The sequence below is a fragment of the Burkholderia sp. WTPI3 genome, assembly GCF_021483755.1.
Lineage (GTDB): Bacteria > Pseudomonadota > Gammaproteobacteria > Burkholderiales > Burkholderiaceae > Burkholderia.
The window spans coordinates 1-17,927 of sequence record NZ_JAGIXF010000105.1 but is presented as its reverse complement, the minus strand read 5'-3'; the positions used below and the strand labels follow the sequence as shown (position 1 = coordinate 17,927).

Sequence of the window (17,927 nt, the reverse complement as noted above, 5' to 3'; positions counted from 1 at the left end):
CGGCATGAAGGATTCGAAGGTGATCGTCGCGATCAACAAGGATCCGGAGGCGCCGATCTTCAGCGTGGCCGATTACGGTCTCGTCGGCGATCTGTTCGTCGAGCTGCCTGGAATCGTGGCCGCGTTGTAACATGGCAACCCCCTACCGGTCATCCCGATTCGCGAGCGCGCCGGGCGACTTGCGGGACGTGCGCAGGCAGGCAGCGATCGTCGCCAATTCCGACGACGCTGCCGTATGGCGCTGGTTTTCTTCGTTGATGGACGATCGCCGGGTTCGCTGGTGTCACGCGGCAGACCGATGGTTCGTCAGCGTCGACAACCGGCACGTCGCAACCGAGCCGAGCTTCGACAGCGCGATCCGTGCCGCCAAGGAGGCGGTGGAGAGACGGGAGGGGCACGGCGCGGCCGGGTGATGCGCCGGTTTTCGCCGATCTGTCGACTGGCAGGCTCTCAGGCGGCGTATCGCCCGCCGCCGTCAGCATCGATCACGACGCCGCTCAGGTACGATGCGCGTGCCGAAGCGAGAAATGTCACCAGGTCGGCAATCTCCTGCGGTTTCGCGGCACGGCCGAACGGGAGATTCGCCAGCATATCGCGCCATCTCGACGCATCGCCAAACCGTTGCGCGGCGCGCGTCTGCGATAGCGAAATCAACCGCTCGGTTTCCGTAGGCCCCGGATTGACACCCAGCACACGTACGCCACGCTGTGTCGCGTGCGCTCCCACCGCCCGCGTGAAAGCCACCAGTGCCGCGTTTCCCGCCGAGCCGCATAGATAGTCATAGCTCGGCATGACGCCGGCGATACCGACGACGTTGAGCACCACACCGGATCCGCGCGTCATCATGGACGGCAGCGCGGCACGCGTCAGGTCGATATAGCCGAATACCTTCAATTCCCACGCGCTTCGCCATTGGGTATCGTCGATATTTTCCAGCCCGCCGCCGGGAATGGCACCCGCGTTGTTGACCAGGACATCCACCGACTCAAGCCGCGGCCGCAACCGTTCGCGGCCTTCGTCGCTAGCGATATCCGCTACCACTCCCTCTACGTCGGCGCCGTGAAGCGTATTCAGGCGCTCGACGGCCTTGTCCACGCCATCCCGGTTTTGTCCCACCATGACGACTCGACTGCCTTCGCGCGCAAATGCGTCGGCGCAAGCAAACCCTATACCGCGTGTCGCGCCGGTGATCAGCACGCGCTTACCGCCCAACTCGAGATCCATGGTTCATCCCTCTATCTGTCGTTCGACATCGTTGATGAAATCGAGCACCGCGCGATTGAACGCATCGGGCTCTTCGAGATTGATCGCGTGGCTCGTGTCGGGCAGGACCCATAGCCGCGCGTTCGGGATCGTGCGCTTCAAGAAGAGCGACGGAGCAAGGCAGGGTTCGTCATCGTCTCCCGCGACAATCAGGGCTGGCGCATTCAATTCACGCAGCGGTACTTCAAGCTCATAGAGCGTGGGACGGCGCATCTGACATCCCTTTGCAGTCAGAGCCGTGCCTATTGCGGAATGCTGGACGAATTGACGGAGGAATGCGTCGAAGCCCCGCGGATCCTTCTCCTTGAGCTTGCGCCTTATCGGGCCGTTCAGATAGTCGGCTGCGCCGACTTCCAATCCTTGGGCCAGGATGCGCGTGGACAGCGCCTCGCTTGCCTCGCGGAACTGTTCAGGGGCGTCCGAGCCATGCCCGGCTGCGGCAACCACGATGGACCGCGTCATCTCCGGATGCGCAATGGCAAAACACAGTGCCGCATACGCGCCCATCGACAGGCCGACGACATGAGCATTCGGCACGCCTGCGGCCTTTAGTACGCTCGCGATATCGGCTACCGCATGAAGATGGCCATAGGAATCGATATCGTCCGGAACGTCGGACGGCGGGTAGCCACGCGCATTGAACGTAATGCAGCAAAATCGCTGCGACAGCGAGCGCACCTGAGGCGCCCAGTTTCGGTAATCTCCCGCGAACTCGTGCAAGAACACGATGGCTGGGCCCTGCCCGGTCACTTCATAGAAGAGATTGACCCCATTGGATGATGCGGTGGGCATGTCTGCTCCATTTTCGTGTAGGAAAGAGGGGCGCGGCGCAGGCTCGTCCGGATTCTCGACGCGCGTTCCGCAAGGCACGAGTGTAGGTCTATCATCGATAAGGTGAAAATATGGGATTGTTATGGGTCTATCGTGTTTGGTTATTTCTCGACGATCGATCGGTCGCCAGCCTTTGCCATGAGCGTGAGAGGACGGGATGGATTTCAAGCAACTGCAATATTTCGCACGAATTGCCGAGCTGGGTAACATGACGCGCGCCGCGGAGACGCTCCACGTCGCCCAGCCGGCGCTGAGCCAGCAGATTGCCAATCTCGAGGGTGAACTCGACGCCCGGCTCTTCGACCGCGGCGTCTACGGTGTTCGCACCACCCCGGCAGGGGAAACGCTCTATCGCTATGCGAAGTCGCTGCTCAAGCAATTGGAGGACGCTCGACAGGCTATCTCCAGCGAGGTCGACCAGCCCAGCGGGCATGTCGTAATCGGCATTCCGGGCAGTGCCGGCAAGCTCGTCGTCACGCCACTGGTGAAGGAGTTGACCAGCCGGTCGGCGATCGTGACGGAGATCATCGAACGGCCGAGCGCCGAACTCGTCGATCTGGTAATCGGCAGCAAGCTCGACGTCGCGCTCGGCGTCGACGTGCCGCGCCGCCGAGGGCTCGCCATTCGCCCAGTCCTGCGTGAGGAGCTATTCGCGATCGCGCCGCCGAGCGAAGCGCGGACCGATGCGAGAACGAAGAAATCCATCACGGCGAAAGAACTGGCCGCGCAGCCCCTGTTCCTGCCGGGTTTCCCGAATACGATTCGCCAACGCGTCGAGGCGGCATTCCTCGAAGAGCATCTGGAATACCGGATATTGAGCCAGGTGAGCTCACTGGATATGGTGGTTCGACTGGTTTCTTCCGGGCTGGGTTGGGGCGTGCTGCCCTGGTCGGCCGTGGCCGATGAGGTACAGCGCGGCAGAATCCGTGCGCTGCGTGTGTCGGATCGCTCCCTGTCGCGTGAGCTTTCGGTGTGCATCTCCGACTCGGTGCCATTGAGCCGCGCGGCCGAGGTGGTGCGCGATTGCATGCTCGACATCATTCAGGCCTTGATCCGATCGAAACGATGGGAGCATGCCAGACTGGTCTCTCATGATTGACGTGTTAACGCCAAGGCGATAAGCCAGTCTTATCGGTCCATCGGCATTCCATATTTGTTTGCGTATTGATCGGTTTCATACAATCGACCTGTCCGTGATGGATTGCGGCGCACGCGGAGACACAGATCTTTGCGAATACACGGAACATATGGAGACAACCATGTCAGGCAATTCCACCCCATCCGCCACGACATGCGAGGCGGCATGCACAAAGGCATTCTGGCGCATCGTGCCCGTGCTGTTCGTGAGCTACGTGCTCTGCTCGATGGATCGTTACAACGTCGCGTTCGCACAGATCCAATTGCGTGAGGCGCGACACATCACCGACAGTATCTACGGCCTCGGCGCGACCCTGTATTTCACAACCTATGTGGCGTTTGCCGTTCCGGCCAACATGCTGTTGCGCCGATGGGGGGCAAAGAGAGTGTTTTTCCTCATCATGCTTGGATGGGGGGTGTCATCGACATGCATGCTGCTGATCCGGACTCCATATGAATTCCTTGCAGGCCGGCTACTGCTGGGCGCATTCGAGGCCGGCTTCTATCCCGGCGTCATTTACTATCTCGGGACATGGTTTCCGCAAACGCATCGCAGTCACGCTTTTGCGGTATTCACCTCGGGCGTAACTGTGGCAGGGGTCGTGGTGGGGCCGCTGTCGGGGTGGATCATGACCCGTTTTCATATGGCCGCCGGATTGGCCGGCTGGCAATGGCTATTCCTGCTCGAGGGATTGCCCAGTTGCCTGATGGCGTTCATTTGCTTCCTGGTTCTCCGGCAGGGGCCGTCCGAAGCCACCTGGCTGTCGCCGCAGGAGCGACGCTCGCTGGAAGAGGCGCTCGCGCAGGACCGACTCGCCGCATCGCGACAGATCGTCCCCACTGGCCGGTTCGGGATGCTTCGTTCGAAGCAGGCGTATCTGTTTGCGCTCGTTTACTTTTGCTCGATCTCCGGTGTCTATGCGTTGGGATTCTGGGTGCCTGCGATCATTCGTGCCTATGGCGCGACCACGCCGCTCGAGATCGGCCTGTATTCAGTGATCCCCTGGGGGCTGGCGGCAATCGGCACGGTCATGATTTCGCGCCGCTCCGATCGCATGAACGAGAGACGCTGGCACTGCGCGGGTGCGCTTCTCGTCGGTGCGGCCGCTCTTGGGCTGTCCACACTGCCGCATCTGAGCTGTTCCGTCGCAATGTCGTTGCTCAGTGTTGGCGCGGTCGGGGTCATTGGCGCGATTCCCGTCTTTTGGACGATTCCCGCATCAGCGATGCCGGCGGAATTCGCCGCAAGCGCGGTGGGATTCATCAATTGCCTCGGTGTCAGCTCGGGCATGATCGCGCCGCTGTTGATCGGTCTCTTGAAAGAGCGAACTGGATCGCTGTCTCCCGGACTCTGGTGCCTCGTCGCAATGCTCGTTTCTGGCGCCGTCCTGCTGCTTGTCGTGACCCGGTCGGCACGTCGCTCGCCTCATGCCGCCGTCTCGCCCGTCATCGCGGACCTGGTGCACGCTCCCGGCGCCCACTCATCGATAGTCGAGGAACGCTAGTACGATCGATAGTCTGCCTGTTCACGAATGTATTTGGATATTAGGAGTACTAATGTCAAACACAAAAACTTCGTCATTCCAGCAACCGCTCAAAGGGCTCAAGGTACTCGAACTGTCTCAGATCATGGCAGGGCCGGTATGCGGCTTGATGTTGGCCGATATGGGGGCGGACGTTTACAAGGTCGAGAAGATTCCCTATGGCGACGACGCCAGAAGTTACGGGAAAGCATCCGACGCGGGCACCCCACCGTCGTTCATGATGCTCAATCGGGGCAAGCAGTCGATCGGGATCGATATCAAAAGCCATGCGGGAAAGGCAGTGCTACTGCGTTTGGCAGGACAGGCGGACGTGTTGACGGAAAACTTTCGTCCGGGTGTGATCGAACGTCTCGGACTTGGCTACGAAGTGCTGAGTCAGCTCAATCCGGCGTTGATCTATTGCTCCATCACCGGATACGGTCGTGAAGGGCCGCTCGCGCGCAAAGGCGGCTTCGATCTGATTCTGCAGGCGTTCAGCGGCCTTATCAGCGTGACGGGCGAGGAAGACGGCGAGCCCGTCAAGCCCGGCGTATCGATCGCGGACGTCAACGCCGGCATTCTCGCCGCGCTCGGCATCCTCGCTGCTTATGTGCACCGGTTGCGCACGGGGCTCGGGCAACGCGTCGACACTTCGCTGGTGCAGGCGTCGCTGCAGCAGATGTACTGGTACGCGGCCGCGTATTTCTCGCGAGGCGCGATCGCGAAACCCTCGGGCACCGCGCACCCGCTGATCTCGCCTTATCAGGTCTATCGCTGTCGAGACGGACGCGTTGCGATCGGTGGCGCGAACGAGGCCAACTGGGAACGGATCGCCGAAACGCTGGGTCATCCCGAATGGAAGACGGATCCGCGCTTCATGACACCGGATTCGCGACTTGCCAACAGAAAGACACTGGAGAGACTCATCAACGATGTGCTGGCTACGGACGACGTGGCATCGTGGCTACGCCGATTCGACGAGGCGTCGGTTCCGGCCGGCCCGGTACAAAATGTCGCTCAGGCACTGGAACACGAGCAGTCGAAGGCGACACGAATGGTGGTCGAAGTCGAGGCCCCGAACGGGGGCACGACGCGCGCTCTCGGTTTGCCGATCCATTTCAATGGCACGACGCGGATTGCATCGCGGGCGGCACCGCGTGTCGGGCAGGATACAACCGACATTCTGCGTCGCTTCGGATTCACTGACGGCGAGGTCGGGGATCTCATCGCATCGGGCGCCGTGCTGCAGGCGGGTGCCTCGGTCGAGGCCGCTGCCGCCGCTCAAGGATGACATTCATGCATCGCCTCGATATCAACGCTGATCGCTCCGGCTCGGCCCACGGACTCGAACTGCACGTTGAAGACCATATCGCGACCATTACGCTAGCTCGTCCCGAGAAGCGCAATGCGATGACACTCGACATGTGGCGTGACCTTGCCTGGCTTGCCGGGAAACTCGATGGCCGCGATGACGTGCGCGCGGTCGTTCTCACCGGCAGTCGTGACAGTTTTTGCGCGGGTGCCGACATCATGGAATTCGATGAACTGCGTAACGACACGGCGCAGGTGCTCGCCTATGACGCGATTTACGAGGCGGGATGCCGGGCACTCGAAACGCTCGGCAAGCCGGTTATAGCTGCGATCAACGGTTATTGCATTGGCGGCGGATGCAATCTCGCGCTAGCGTGCGACATCCGATTTTCTGTACCGCAAGCCACATTTGCAATTCCGGCGGCAAGGTTGTCGGTGGTCTACGGCGCAGCTGGTACCCGTCGGCTTTTCAATCTCGTCGGTCCCGGGCGCGCGCGACGTATTCTATTCACGGGTGCCCGGATCGGTGCTTTCGATGCGCTGAGCGCGGGTCTGATCGACGAAGTTCATGACGATGTGTACGAAGCCGCGCGCCGATGTGCCGCGACGATGACGGCTGTCGCGCCGTTATCGATTCGCGGTGCGAAGGCGATTTTGGCGGAGCTCGAAACGGTCTCGGAAAACTACGGCGAGCGAGTGGCCGAAGCCGCTATCCGTCGAGCGGCCAACAGCGCAGACTATGTCGAAGCGCGCACGGCTTTCAGGGAGAAGCGGGCGCCGCGATTTTGCGGTCACTGACCGGAATCGCCATACCCGCAACCTCCCCAGTCGCTAATGTCATTCGGCGCGTGTCTCTGAGCGCATCGAACGCCGGTTATTACGGAACGGGCACGCCGCCGTGGGTTTCGCTGCCGGGCGCGGTCTTCCAGCCTCGCGGACATGGAAGCACGATTCGCGCGATGAGCCCGGTCGGTTTGCGATTGACGAGCGTAAACGTGCCGCCGTGCGCATGAACGATTTCCCGAACGATCGACAAGCCGAGCCCCACGCTCCCCGGCCGGTCGCCGCGTGCCGGATCGAGACGCACGAAAGGCTCGATCACGTCCTTGAGCCGATCTTCGGGAATGCCTGGCCCGTCGTCGACCACATCGATATGCACGCTCTGGCCGTCGGCCGATGCGGTCACCGCGACGCCGCTCCCGAAGTGCAGTGCATTCTCGATGAGGTTCGTCAGCACCCGGCGCATCGCATCCGGCCGGCAGAAGAAGCGGATCTGCTCCGGGCCGACATAGTGCACCGCCGTGCCGGCTTCCTCGTATTCGTCGCACAGCGTGGAGATCAGTGCGCCGAGATCGAGCCATTCCTTCTCTTCGCGGTCCACGTCGCTGCTGAGGAACGCGAGCGCGGACGTGACCATCGACTGCATCAGCTCGATGTTTCGTATCAGCTTGTCGCGCACATATTCACTCTGTTCCATTTCCAGTTGCAGTCGCATGCGCGTCAGCGGCGTACGCAAGTCGTGGCTGATCGCGGCCAGCATGCGCGTGCGGTTCTGGATCGACAGCGTGATGCGCTCCTGCATCAGGTTGAATGCATGTGCCGCCGATCGAATTTCGAGCGGACCTTCTTCCGCGATCGACGACACCGACATCTGTTGGCCGAATGCGTCGGCGTGTTCGGACAATCGTCGCAACGGACGGATCACGCGCGAGATGGCCCACGCCGACATCGCGGCTACGCCCACGCACATGAAGATCAACGCGCCGTAGAAGGGAAAGGAATAGCGCGGTGGATCGACCGTATCGCGGGCGGTCCGAATCTCGAGCGTCCGGCTGCCGAGCGGCACCCGTACCTGGATCGCCGCGTCCCCGGCATGTTCGGCCGCGCAAGCGCGTACGGATAGATCCGTCGCACCCGTCAACTCAGATTTCAGCACGGACTCGAGGTCCCGGGTGTCCAGCGTTTCTCCGGAGCAGGCCGACGCCGTCTGCGAGAGCCGGAACGACAGCCCCGGCTGCCGCATCGTCGTGACCACGGCGCCGCGCTCGTCGTCGGGCACCGCGCGGAGACTTTCGACCACGCTGGCGATGCGATAGGCGCTCTGCCATGGCCACGGCGGAGCGGGCGGGGTGTGATGCGACAGCAGAACGATGAACAGCAGGGCCGTCGCGCTCGACGAGCACGTCAGGATCAGCAGGATCTGCCCGAGCGTGGTGGAGAAGACCCGGCGCATCAGACGAAGACCACGTCGGGCTGAAACGCGTAGCCGTCGGTGCGTACCGTCCGGATCGTTTCCTCGAGCGGATCGTTGCCCGCAAGCTTGCGCCGCAACCGACTCACGAGCAAATCGATCGAGCGCCCCGAGATCGGGAAGTTGGTTCCGCGCGTGAGGTTGATGAGCTCTTCGCGCGAGAGCACCTCGCGGACGTGCTGGCAGAGCACGAGCAGCAGGTCGGTTTCCGCGCCCGTCAGCGGCACTCGCAGGCCTGCCGGCGAGCGTACGAAACGCCGGTACGGATAGAACGTGAAGCCCGAGAACTGCAGGACCAGTTCGGTGACCGGTTTGCGTTCGTCGCCCTCCGCGGCGACGGGGCGGCGCAACACGGCGCGGATGCGCGCCAGCAACTCGCGCGGATCGAACGGCTTGGGCACGTAGTCGTCCGCACCGAGTTCGAGGCCGACCACCTTGTCCGTCGGATCGTCGAGTGCCGTCAGCATGATGATGCGCGGCCCGCCCTTCGCATGCAGGCGACGGCACAGATCGAGCCCGTCCTTGCCCGGCAGCATCACGTCGAGCAGGACCAGGTCGACGTCGTCCGTCGCGAGCAGCGCGTCGGCGGCTTCGACGCTGTCCGCGACGTGCGTGACGTAGCCCTTGCCGGACAGAAAGGCGGCCAGCGGGACGCTGATGTCTGCGTCGTCTTCGACGATCAGGATGGAATTGCCGGTCAATGGAGTCCCCGTTGTTGCGTGCGTGTCGTATGCGGCGCGCGGCCGCGGCGTATTCGCCGACAAATGTACTCCGGTGTGCGCGATCGGTCTGTGTCAATCACGACACATTATATAAATGCACATATGAATCAACAACTTACGATGCATTTGATGTATCGTGCACGACGTCGTGGAAGGGTGATGGTCGTACACATGAACAAGCAGTTGACGTGTTGCCGGTCGCGTTTGCCGGCGTTATCCGGGCCTGCGTTGCCGGCGCGCTGGCCGGTCATGCTGGCGTTATTCGCATCGCTCGCGCTCGCGGGCTGCGGCGATCGTGGCGCGGCAACCGGGCCGGGCGTCGCCGCAGCTGCCGTCGAGGTCGGCGTCCAGACCCTCGCGCCGCAGCGGATCGACGAGCGCACGGCGCTGTCAGGGCGTCTGTCGGCGCTGCAGGTATCCGACGTGCGGCCGCAGATCGGCGGGATCGTCCGAAAGCGGCTCTTTACCGAAGGTGCTGACGTCAGGGCCGGACAGGTGCTGTACCAGATCGATCCGGCCGCTTACCAGGCCACCTACGACCAGGCGCGCGGCACGCTTGCGAAGGCCGAGGCGACGCTCGCGTCGGCGAAGACGAAGGCCGCGCGCTACGCGCAGCTCGCGAAGATCGGCGCGGTCAGCGCGCAGGACAACGACGACGCGGTCGCGGCCGTGCGCGAGGACGAGGCCGACGTGCAGGCCGATCGCGCGTCGCTCGAGTCGGCGCGCGTCAATCTCGGCTACACGCGGATCACCGCGCCGATTGCCGGGCGCATCGGCGCGTCGTCGGTGACGGAAGGCGCGCTGGTGACGGCCGACCAGACCACCGCGCTCGCGACCATTCAGGCATACGACCGGATGTATCTCGACGTCACGCGCCCGAGCGCGGAATGGCTGCGACTGCGCAAAGCCTATGCGTCTGGCCGCCTGCAGCGCGCCGGCGACGGCGCCGTCGTGCGGCTCACGATGGAAGACGGCACGCCGTATCCGCATGACGGCGTGCTGCAGTTCTCAGGCATCACCGTCGACCAGACGACCGGATCCGTCACGCTGCGGATCATCGTCCCGAACCCCGACGGCGAACTGCTGCCGGGGATGTTCGTGCGCGCGCAACTCGACGAGGGCGTCGATGCGAATGCACTGCTGGTGCCGCAGCTCGCCGTCACGCGCGCGTCGGACGGCACCGCGAGCGTGTGGGTCGTCGATGCGACCGGTCACGCGAAGCAGGTGGCCGTGCACGCCGATACCGCCTATCGCGACCAGTGGATCGTGTCGAGCGGATTGAAGGCGGGCGATCGCGTGATCGTCGACGGCTTGCAGAAGGTGCAGGCCGGCACGGCGGTGCACGTGGCGGCCGATACGTCGGCCGCGAAGTCGTAAGGAGGGCGCATGGCAGGATTCTTCATACAGCGCCCGATCCTCGCATGGGTGATCGCGATCGTGATCATGCTGATCGGCGGCGCCGCGACCACGACGCTGCCGGTCGAGCAGTATCCGACCATCGCGCCGCCGTCGGTGCGCGTGAGCGCGACCTATCCGGGTGCGTCGGCCGATACGGTGGCCAGGACCGTCACGCAGGTGATCGAGCAGAAGCTGTCCGGCATCGACAACCTGCTGTACATGTCGTCGACGAGCAGCAACGCGGGGCAGGCGACGATCAACCTGACGTTCGCACCCGGCACCAACGCCGACATCGCGCAGGTGCAGGTGCAGAACAAGGTGACGCAGGCATCGGCGTCGTTGCCCGAAACCGTCCAGGAACAAGGCGTGCAGGTCGCGAAGGCGTCCAGCAACTTCCTGATGATCGTCGCGCTGTCGTCGCCCGGCGGCACGCTGAACTCGATCGATCTCGGCAACGTGATCGCGACGCAGATCGAGGATCCGCTCACGCAGCTGACCGGCGTCGGCGACGTCACGCTGTTCGGCGCCGAGCACGCGATGCGGATCTGGCTGAACCCGGTCAGGCTGAAGAGCGTCGGGCTCACCGCGTCGGACGTGACGACCGCCATCACCAACCAGAACGTGCAGTTGTCGGTCGGCGAGCTGGGCGGGGCGCCCGCGACGGATGCGCAGGCGATCAACGCGACCATCGCGTCGTCGAGCCTGCTGACCACGCCCGGGCAGTTCGGCAACATCCTGCTGCGCGTCAATGCCGACGGCTCGAAAGTGCTGCTGAAGGACGTCGCGCGCGTCGAGGTCGGCGGCGATTCGTACGATACGTCGTCGCGCAGCGACGGCAAGCCGGCCGCCGCGCTCGCGATCAAGCTGTCGACCGGTGCGAACGCGATGTCGACGGCGAAGAAGGTGCGCGCGAAGCTGGCCGAACTGCAGCCGCAGTTGCCGAAGGACGTCGCGATCAGCTACCCGTACGATTCGACACCGTTCGTGAGGATCTCGATCGAGGAAGTCGTGAAGACGCTCTTCGAGGCCGTGATCCTGGTGTTCCTCGTGATGTACCTGTTCCTGCAGAACCTGCGCGCGACGCTGATCCCGACCATCGTCGTGCCGGTCGCGCTGCTGGGCACGCTGGGCGTGATGTCGGCGATCGGGTTCTCGATCAACGTGCTGTCGATGTTCGCGATGGTGCTCGCCATCGGGCTGCTGGTCGACGATGCGATCGTCGTGGTCGAGAACGTCGAGCGGATCATGGCCGACGAGAAGCTCGGGCCGAAGGCCGCGACGAAGAAGGCGATGGGGCAGATCACCGGCGCACTCGTCGGCGTGACGACCGTGCTGACGGCGGTGTTCATTCCGATGGCGTTCTTCTCGGGCTCGACGGGCGCGATCTACCGGCAGTTCTCGGTGACGATCGTCTCCGCGATGGTGTTGTCCGTGCTGCTCGCGTTGACGCTGACGCCCGCGCTGTGCGCGACGCTGCTCACGCCCACGTCGGCCGAGCAGCACGCGCGCCGCGGGTTCCTCGGCGCGTTCAACCGCATGTTCGAGAAAAGCAACGCGGGATACAGCGCGACACTTGCACGCGTCGTCGCAAAGCCCGCGCGCTGGATGATCGCCTATGCGCTGATCGCCGGCATCGTCGCGCTGTTGTTCGTGACGCTGCCGTCGTCGTATCTGCCGGAAGAGGACCAGGGCTCGATCATGGTGTCCGTTTCCGCGCCGGTCGGCACGCCGGCATCGAGCACGCTGAAGACAGTCCAGGCGGTCGAACAGTATTTCATGAAGCAGCCGGCCGTCGCGCACATCATGACGGTCAACGGGTTCAGCTTCAACGGCCAGGGGCAGAACAACGCGTTCGCCTTCGTGCAGCTCAAGGACTGGGGCCAGCGCGGCTCGAACGACAGCGCGCAGGCGGTGATCAATCGTGCGAACGCCGCGTTCGCGAAGCGTCGCGATGCGCAGATCTTCGTGATGAACCAGCCCGCGATCCAGGGGCTCGGCACGCAAAGCGGCCTCGACTTCGAGATCGAGGATCGTTCGGGCCAGGGGCACGACAAGCTGCTGAGCGCGCGCAACCGCTTCATGGCGCTGGCCGCCACGGAGCCGTCGCTCGCGATGACACGCCCGGCAGGCCTCGAGGACACGCCGCAGCTCTATGTCGACATCGACCGCGAGAAGGCCGGTGCGCTCGGGCTGGCGATTTCGGATATCGACACGACGCTGTCGACCGCGTTCGGCTCGTCGTACGTGAACAACTACATCGATACCGGCCGGATCCAGAAGGTCTACGTGCAGGCCGACGCGCCGTACCGGATGATGCCGTCGGACATCGGGCAGTGGTATGTGCGCGCCGATTCATCGTCGTCTTCCTCGTCATCCGGTTCGTCGTCGGGCACGTCGGCTTCGTCGGCGACGACGTCCTACGACGGGCAGATGGTGCCGTTCTCGGCGTTTTCCAGCACGCGCTGGACCTTCGGCCCGCCGCAGATCGAACGCTACAACCGCGAGCTCGCGATGGAAATGAGCGCGCAGACGGCGCCCGGCGTCAGTACCGGCCAGGCGATGAAGGCGGTCGAGAAGATTGCGCAGCAATTGCCGAACGGCTTCGGCATCGAATGGACGGGCCAGTCGTATCAGGAGGTGCTGGCCGGCTCGCAGGCGACCTACCTATACGCGATCTCGCTGATCGTCGTGTTCCTGTGTCTGGCCGGGCTGTACGAAAGCTGGTCGGTGCCGCTCGCGGTGATCCTCGTGGTGCCGATCGGCGTGCTCGGTGCGCTAGCCGCCGCGCATCTTCGCGGCTTGTCGAACGACGTGTACTTCAAGGTCGGCCTGTTGACGACGATCGGCCTGTCGACGAAGAACGCGATCCTGATCGTCGAATTCGCGAAGGACCTGCAGGCGCAGGGGCGCGGGCTGCTCGACGCGACGCTCGAGGCCGCGCACCTGCGGTTGCGGCCGATCCTGATGACGTCCCTCGCGTTCGTGTTCGGCGTGTTGCCGCTCGTGATCAGCACCGGCGCGGGCTCTGCCGCCCGGCATGCGATCGGGACAGGCGTCGCGGGCGGGATGATCGCCGCGACGGTGCTCGCGATATTTTTCGTGCCGGTGTTTTTCATCGTCGTGCGCAGGTTATTCAACGAACATGGCCACGACGACACGCGGCACGACGAGGAACAAGCATGAAACTGAAACACCTGGCGCTGGTTTGCGTTGTCGCGCTCGCCGCGTGCTCGCTCGACCCCGTCTATCAACGTCCGGCCGCACCGATCGCCGGCGCATGGCCGAACGGGCCGGCGTACGGAACGGCGTCCGCTCCATCCGCGGCCAGCGGGGCCGCGACGCCGGTGGCGGCCGAAGTCGGCTGGCGCGATTTCTATCGCGACCCGCACCTGCAGAAGCTGATCGCGCTCGCGCTCGACAACAACCGCGACCTGCGCGTTGCCGCGCTTCAGGTCGCCGAATACGAAGCGCAGTACCGCATCACGCGTGCGGCGCTCGCACCGTCGATCGACGCGATCGGAGCGCTGTCGAATGCACGCAGCGACGGCACGATCACGCGATCGAGCAGCGTGTCGGTCGGTACGACGTCGTGGGAAATCGACTTCTTCGGCCGCCTGCAAAGCCTGAAGCGGCAGGCGCTCGAGAACTTCCTGTCGACCGATGCGTCGCGCGTGAGCACGCAGTTGTCGCTGGTCGCAACCGTCGCGACCGACTATCTGCAACTGCGCGCCGACCAGGCGATGCTGAAGATCACGACGGATACGGCGGCGGCCGACCAGCGCACCTACGACCTGACGGTCGCGATGCAGAAGATCGGCAGCGCGTCGCTGCAGGACGTGCGCGAGGCGCAGACGTCGCTCGCGAGCGCGAAGGCGAGCGTCGCGTCGTACACGCGGGCGGTCGCGCAGGACCGCAACACGCTCGCGGCGCAGATCGGCTGCGCGCTGCCGGACGATCTCGACTCGGGACCGACGCTGTTCGACGGCGACGCGATGTTCGCGGACATCGGCGCCGGCGTGCCGGCCGACCTGCTGGCGCGCCGGCCCGACATCGAGGCTGCCGAACATGCGCTGAAGGCCGCGAACGCGAACGTCGGCGCCGCGCGCGCCGCGTTCTTCCCGAAGATCGAGCTGACGGCGACGGCCGGGACGGCCAGCACCGGCCTGACGCAGTTGTTCAAGGCCGGCACTGGCGCATGGACTTTCGCGCCGTCGATCACGATGCCGATCTTCGATTACGGCAGCAACAAGGCATCGCTCGACGTTGCACGGATCGAGAAGGACATCGACGTGGCGGACTACGAGAAGGCGATCCAGACCGCGTTCAAGGAAGTCGCCAATGCGCTGGCTGGGCGTGAGACCTATGTGACACAGGTCGACGCCGATCGCGAGTATGTGCAATCCGCTCAGGATTACTACGATATTGCGCAAGCGCGCTACCGGACCGGCACCGACAGCTTCCTCACGCTGCTGACCGCGCAACGAACGTTGTATACGGCGCAGCAGCAGTTCGTTACCGATCAGCTGTCGAAGCTGTCGAATCTGGTGACGCTGTACAAGGTGCTCGGCGGCGGCTGGTCGGAAAGGGCCGACGATGCGTCGCAAGCAGGCGAGGCTCGGCATGCGTCCGGGCAGTCGTGACCATAGCCCGGGACCGGTGAACTTCAATCGATTGTCGGAAGTCGGGGGCGGCAGATGGCGGCCGTCTCCAGATGCAGTGCATTCACGACGTGACGTGTTTCGGTCAGTTCGCGGGCGGCATGCGGATTGTCGTGTTTGATTTCAGGAGAAAAGTACCATGAAGAAACGGATTCTCGCGTTGCTCGTTGCCGCCGGGATGTTTGGAACGTCGATCGGCGCGTCGGCGCAGCAGGGGCCCGGCGACGAACCGGGCGGACCCGGGGCGGACCACGCCCACGAGATGCGGCCGGATCGTGCGCCGGATCGCGATGGCGCGATGCGTTCGCGCCCCGACGTGCGGATGGACTCTGCGCGAGGCGGCTGGCATCGCCGCGGCGGACGCGTACCGCAGGACTATCGCGGTCCGAAGTATGTGGTCGACGACTGGCGCGGGCACGACCTTCAGCCGCCGCCGTCCGGCTATCAGTGGTTGCAGATCGACGGCGATTTCGTGCTGGCCGCGATTACGACCGGCGTGATCACGAGTATCCTCAGCGGCCCGCATCATTGAATGGACAGCGAGTGACATGAAAAACACGCTTGCACTGGCGGTATTGGTCGCACTGTTTTCCGCGCTCGGCGGATGTTGCCTGTTGCCGTATTGCGGCGGCTGGGGCGGGCCGCAAGGCGCGATCATCGTGCCGCACCCGTCCGCGTTGAGCTGATCGATGCGATCCCCGGCGGCCGGCCGTGCCGCCGCCGGACATGTAGCTGCCGTGTGTCGTCCGCGGAATCCAACCGGCCGCTCACGATTTCCTTCAATTCGTCGCGCTAAGGCACCGCTGGAATCGGCTTGCTCCCGTGCGTCAAACCGAGACTCGTCATGCTCTATCGTTCCAGTCTGTCCCGTCGCGCGTTTCTGTCGTCCGTGTTGACGACAGGCGCTGCGCTCGGCTTTGCCATGCATGCCCGCCCCGGATTCGCGGCGAACACGGGGGTGTGCGTGGCAAGTGCGGAGCAAGTCCTCGGTCCGTACTATCTCGACAAGCGCCTGATGCGGCGCGACATTCGCGAGCACAAGCCGGGCGTGACGCTCGATCTTCGTTTCACGGTGATCGACGTGCGCGGCTGCGTGCCGCTGGCCGATGCGCTCGTCGACGTCTGGCAATGCGACGCGCTCGGCGTCTATTCGGGTTTTGGCCAGCTCTCGCATTCGGGGCCGACCGCTGGAGCGCCGCCCGGGCCGCCGCCGTCCGGCTTCGGTCCGGCTGACGCGAATCGTGGGCTACCGACGGGCATGCCGCCGGCACCGCACCCGACCGACGCGTTGACGTTCTTGCGCGGGGTGCAGCCTACCGATCGAAACGGCATCGCACGTTTCGATTCGATCGTTCCCGGCGTATACCCGGGGCGAACGAATCACGTGCATTTCCGTGTCCGCTCGGCAGCGAGCGCGTCGCATGGCGATCACGTCGCGCACACCGGGCAAGTGTTTCTTCCGGAAACGCTGATCGCGCCGTTGATGCGGGACGTGGCGCCGTATCGCGACAACCGCGTTGCCCGTGTCGCGCTGACCGAGGATCCGGTCTACGCGAGCCAGCATGGCGCTCAAGCCGTTGCGCGTACCACGTTGGCGAACTCGCGCGATCCGGCACGCGGGGTCGTGGCCAATGTGATCGTGGCGATCGATCCGGGTGCGGCGACGCGCGAGCTTGGGTGAGGGTGGTCTCCTCGAGTGAAAAGGGGAAACAGGCGCGGGCTTGCGCTGCGATGGCCGTCATCTTCTACGCCGCCATATCCGATCGATAGTGCCTGGTCGAGCAGGCGTCATCGACCATTCTCGCCGTTTCGACGGAGAGCCTGGCGGGTTCAGAGCTACCGCCGGGCCCCGCGATCGAACGTCGCAAGGCATTCACGAAGCTCGCGTCGTCCGATGCGGGGTGTCGGTCGCGTTTGTCACGAACCCAGGGACTCGCATTCCTTGTGAGCACATTGGACTTTGCCAAGGGCGATCATCACCTGGTCAACAGACGGCATCGCGTCCGGTTCGCCGATCGACAGCGCATTCGGCGCGCCGCCGATGCCGCAATGATGGCGAGACGTCGCGACGAAAATCATCACGGTCGGCCGTTGCAGTGCATGCGCCATGTGCACGAATCCGGTATCGACGCCCACCACGAGCGCAGCCCGGCCGATGGCCGCGCCCAGTTCACGCACCGACATCGCGGGCAGCACGACCGCGCCCGGCGCGCGTGCCGCGATGTCCCGCGCGTCGTCATGTTCGGCGGCCGATCCCCACGGCACCAGCACGCGCATGCCGCGCGCCATCATCTGCATGGCGAGCACGGCCCAGTAGTCGGCCGGCCATTTCTTGTCCGGATTGGAGGTTGCGTGAAATAGCAGCATGAACGGCGCACCGTCGGACACGGCGGCCGGCAGGCTCGTGTCCCGCGGCGCCACGATGCCGTATGCAGCGACACCTTCAGGGACATAGCCCAGCGCCTGGCCGGCGCTCACGCGCATCCCGTGCCACGCGTCGCAATCCGGGCGCGGACCGAAGCGATGCGAGTACGCGAAGCGGGCGCCCGTCTCGCCAAGATCCTGCGTCTGATAGCCGACGCGGCGCGCGGCACGCGCGAGCACCGAGATGATCGCGCTCTTGTAGACGCCATGCAGGTCGATGACGGCATCATAGCGGTGCGCGCGCAACGCGCCGATCGACGCGGAAATCGCCTTCAGGTCACGGCCATTTCGGCGCTTCTTGAACCGCCGCAGCGGTGCGCAAAACACGTTGCTGACGCCCGGGTGCCAGCGCACGGCTTCGGCACACGACTCGTCCACGGCCCAATCGACCGTCACGCCGGGAAAGGCA

16 protein-coding genes and 1 pseudogene are annotated in these 17,927 nt (G+C 64.3%); 12 read left to right on the top strand and 5 right to left on the bottom strand.

Annotated features, from left to right (window positions below; all coding sequences use genetic code 11):
- Both J7024_RS32405 and J7024_RS32400 read left to right on the top strand, forming a co-directional pair.
- Positions 1-130 (top strand): annotated as a pseudogene (locus tag J7024_RS32405) (electron transfer flavoprotein subunit alpha/FixB family protein); the annotation flags it as partial.
- Position 131: 1 nt separating this feature from the next.
- Complete coding sequence (locus J7024_RS32400) at positions 132-413, top strand: hypothetical protein (protein ID WP_175752445.1); 282 nt, start codon at positions 132-134, stop codon at positions 411-413.
- Between the two features lie 37 nt (positions 414-450).
- Here the strand turns inward: J7024_RS32400 and J7024_RS32395 are convergent, their stop codons facing one another.
- Both J7024_RS32395 and J7024_RS32390 read right to left on the bottom strand, forming a co-directional pair.
- Entirely contained in the window at positions 451-1,224 is a 774-nt protein-coding gene (locus J7024_RS32395; RefSeq protein WP_124897819.1) for a short-chain dehydrogenase/reductase, read from the bottom strand.
- Between the two features lie 3 nt (positions 1,225-1,227).
- A complete protein-coding gene (locus tag J7024_RS32390; protein WP_124897818.1) occupies positions 1,228-2,055 on the bottom strand; it encodes an alpha/beta fold hydrolase in 828 nt (275 codons plus the stop codon).
- A gap of 196 nt (positions 2,056-2,251) precedes the next feature.
- Between J7024_RS32390 and J7024_RS32385 the strand changes: the two genes are divergently transcribed.
- From J7024_RS32385 to J7024_RS32370, 4 genes are all read left to right on the top strand, one after another.
- Positions 2,252-3,193 (top strand): LysR substrate-binding domain-containing protein, encoded by a 942-nt coding sequence (locus J7024_RS32385; RefSeq protein ID WP_175762376.1) that lies wholly within the window; start codon positions 2,252-2,254, stop codon positions 3,191-3,193.
- 160 nt (positions 3,194-3,353) lie between these two features.
- Positions 3,354-4,736, top strand: coding sequence for an MFS transporter (locus J7024_RS32380; RefSeq protein ID WP_124897816.1), 1,383 nt, complete (start codon positions 3,354-3,356; stop codon positions 4,734-4,736).
- 52 nt (positions 4,737-4,788) lie between these two features.
- Positions 4,789-6,045: a CaiB/BaiF CoA transferase family protein gene (locus J7024_RS32375; RefSeq protein ID WP_124897815.1), complete on the top strand. Its 1,257-nt coding sequence runs from the start codon at positions 4,789-4,791 to the stop codon at positions 6,043-6,045.
- 5 nt (positions 6,046-6,050) lie between these two features.
- Positions 6,051-6,863, top strand: a complete 813-nt coding sequence (locus tag J7024_RS32370; protein WP_234745824.1) for an enoyl-CoA hydratase/isomerase family protein — start codon at positions 6,051-6,053, stop codon at positions 6,861-6,863.
- Between the two features lie 79 nt (positions 6,864-6,942).
- Here the strand turns inward: J7024_RS32370 and J7024_RS32365 are convergent, their stop codons facing one another.
- Together J7024_RS32365 and J7024_RS32360 are read right to left on the bottom strand one after the other, a co-directional pair.
- A complete protein-coding gene (locus tag J7024_RS32365; RefSeq protein ID WP_234745822.1) occupies positions 6,943-8,298 on the bottom strand; it encodes an ATP-binding protein in 1,356 nt (451 codons plus the stop codon).
- Positions 8,298-9,017: a response regulator gene (locus tag J7024_RS32360; RefSeq protein ID WP_124897813.1), complete on the bottom strand. Its 720-nt coding sequence runs from the start codon at positions 9,015-9,017 to the stop codon at positions 8,298-8,300. The genes J7024_RS32365 and J7024_RS32360 overlap by 1 nt, the downstream gene beginning before the upstream one ends.
- Positions 9,018-9,287: 270 nt before the next feature.
- Between J7024_RS32360 and J7024_RS32355 the strand changes: the two genes are divergently transcribed.
- The 6 genes from J7024_RS32355 to J7024_RS32330 all read left to right on the top strand — a co-directional run bounded on the left by J7024_RS32355 (position 9,288) and on the right by J7024_RS32330 (position 16,775).
- A complete protein-coding gene (locus J7024_RS32355) occupies positions 9,288-10,415 on the top strand; it encodes an efflux RND transporter periplasmic adaptor subunit (RefSeq protein ID WP_234745820.1) in 1,128 nt (375 codons plus the stop codon).
- 9 nt (positions 10,416-10,424) lie between these two features.
- Positions 10,425-13,619 carry an efflux RND transporter permease subunit gene (locus J7024_RS32350; protein ID WP_175762371.1) on the top strand — a complete coding sequence of 1,065 codons (3,195 nt, stop codon included), beginning with the start codon at positions 10,425-10,427 and terminating at the stop codon, positions 13,617-13,619.
- Positions 13,616-15,076, top strand: a complete 1,461-nt coding sequence (locus J7024_RS32345) for an efflux transporter outer membrane subunit (RefSeq protein WP_234745819.1) — start codon at positions 13,616-13,618, stop codon at positions 15,074-15,076. Before J7024_RS32350 ends, J7024_RS32345 begins: the two co-directional genes overlap by 4 nt.
- Positions 15,077-15,233: 157 nt before the next feature.
- Entirely contained in the window at positions 15,234-15,626 is a 393-nt protein-coding gene (locus J7024_RS32340; protein WP_175752435.1) for an RcnB family protein, read from the top strand.
- A 16-nt stretch (positions 15,627-15,642) separates the two neighbouring features.
- Entirely contained in the window at positions 15,643-15,780 is a 138-nt protein-coding gene (locus J7024_RS32335) for a hypothetical protein (protein ID WP_175752433.1), read from the top strand.
- A 158-nt stretch (positions 15,781-15,938) separates the two neighbouring features.
- Positions 15,939-16,775 (top strand): intradiol ring-cleavage dioxygenase, encoded by an 837-nt coding sequence (locus J7024_RS32330; protein ID WP_234745817.1) that lies wholly within the window; start codon positions 15,939-15,941, stop codon positions 16,773-16,775.
- 236 nt (positions 16,776-17,011) lie between these two features.
- On the opposite strand, the gene waaC is transcribed toward J7024_RS32330, so the two are convergent.
- Positions 17,012-17,927: lipopolysaccharide heptosyltransferase I (gene waaC, locus J7024_RS32325; RefSeq protein ID WP_234745814.1), on the bottom strand; the 916-nt coding region annotated here is incomplete at its 5' end.

Bases quoted from the DNA above. Each gene is read 5' to 3' on its own strand.
- J7024_RS32400 (WP_175752445.1), top strand. From the start codon at position 132: ATGGCAACCCCCTACCGGTCATCCCGATTCGCGAGCGCGCCGGGCGAC.
- J7024_RS32395 (WP_124897819.1), bottom strand. From the start codon at position 1,224: ATGGATCTCGAGTTGGGCGGTAAGCGCGTGCTGATCACCGGCGCGACA.
- J7024_RS32390 (WP_124897818.1), bottom strand. From the start codon at position 2,055: ATGCCCACCGCATCATCCAATGGGGTCAATCTCTTCTATGAAGTGACC.
- J7024_RS32385 (WP_175762376.1), top strand. From the start codon at position 2,252: ATGGATTTCAAGCAACTGCAATATTTCGCACGAATTGCCGAGCTGGGT.
- J7024_RS32380 (WP_124897816.1), top strand. From the start codon at position 3,354: ATGTCAGGCAATTCCACCCCATCCGCCACGACATGCGAGGCGGCATGC.
- J7024_RS32375 (WP_124897815.1), top strand. From the start codon at position 4,789: ATGTCAAACACAAAAACTTCGTCATTCCAGCAACCGCTCAAAGGGCTC.
- J7024_RS32370 (WP_234745824.1), top strand. From the start codon at position 6,051: ATGCATCGCCTCGATATCAACGCTGATCGCTCCGGCTCGGCCCACGGA.
- J7024_RS32365 (WP_234745822.1), bottom strand. From the start codon at position 8,298: ATGCGCCGGGTCTTCTCCACCACGCTCGGGCAGATCCTGCTGATCCTG.
- J7024_RS32355 (WP_234745820.1), top strand. From the start codon at position 9,288: ATGCTGGCGTTATTCGCATCGCTCGCGCTCGCGGGCTGCGGCGATCGT.
- J7024_RS32350 (WP_175762371.1), top strand. From the start codon at position 10,425: ATGGCAGGATTCTTCATACAGCGCCCGATCCTCGCATGGGTGATCGCG.
- J7024_RS32345 (WP_234745819.1), top strand. From the start codon at position 13,616: ATGAAACTGAAACACCTGGCGCTGGTTTGCGTTGTCGCGCTCGCCGCG.
- J7024_RS32340 (WP_175752435.1), top strand. From the start codon at position 15,234: ATGAAGAAACGGATTCTCGCGTTGCTCGTTGCCGCCGGGATGTTTGGA.
- J7024_RS32335 (WP_175752433.1), top strand. From the start codon at position 15,643: ATGAAAAACACGCTTGCACTGGCGGTATTGGTCGCACTGTTTTCCGCG.
- J7024_RS32330 (WP_234745817.1), top strand. From the start codon at position 15,939: ATGCTCTATCGTTCCAGTCTGTCCCGTCGCGCGTTTCTGTCGTCCGTG.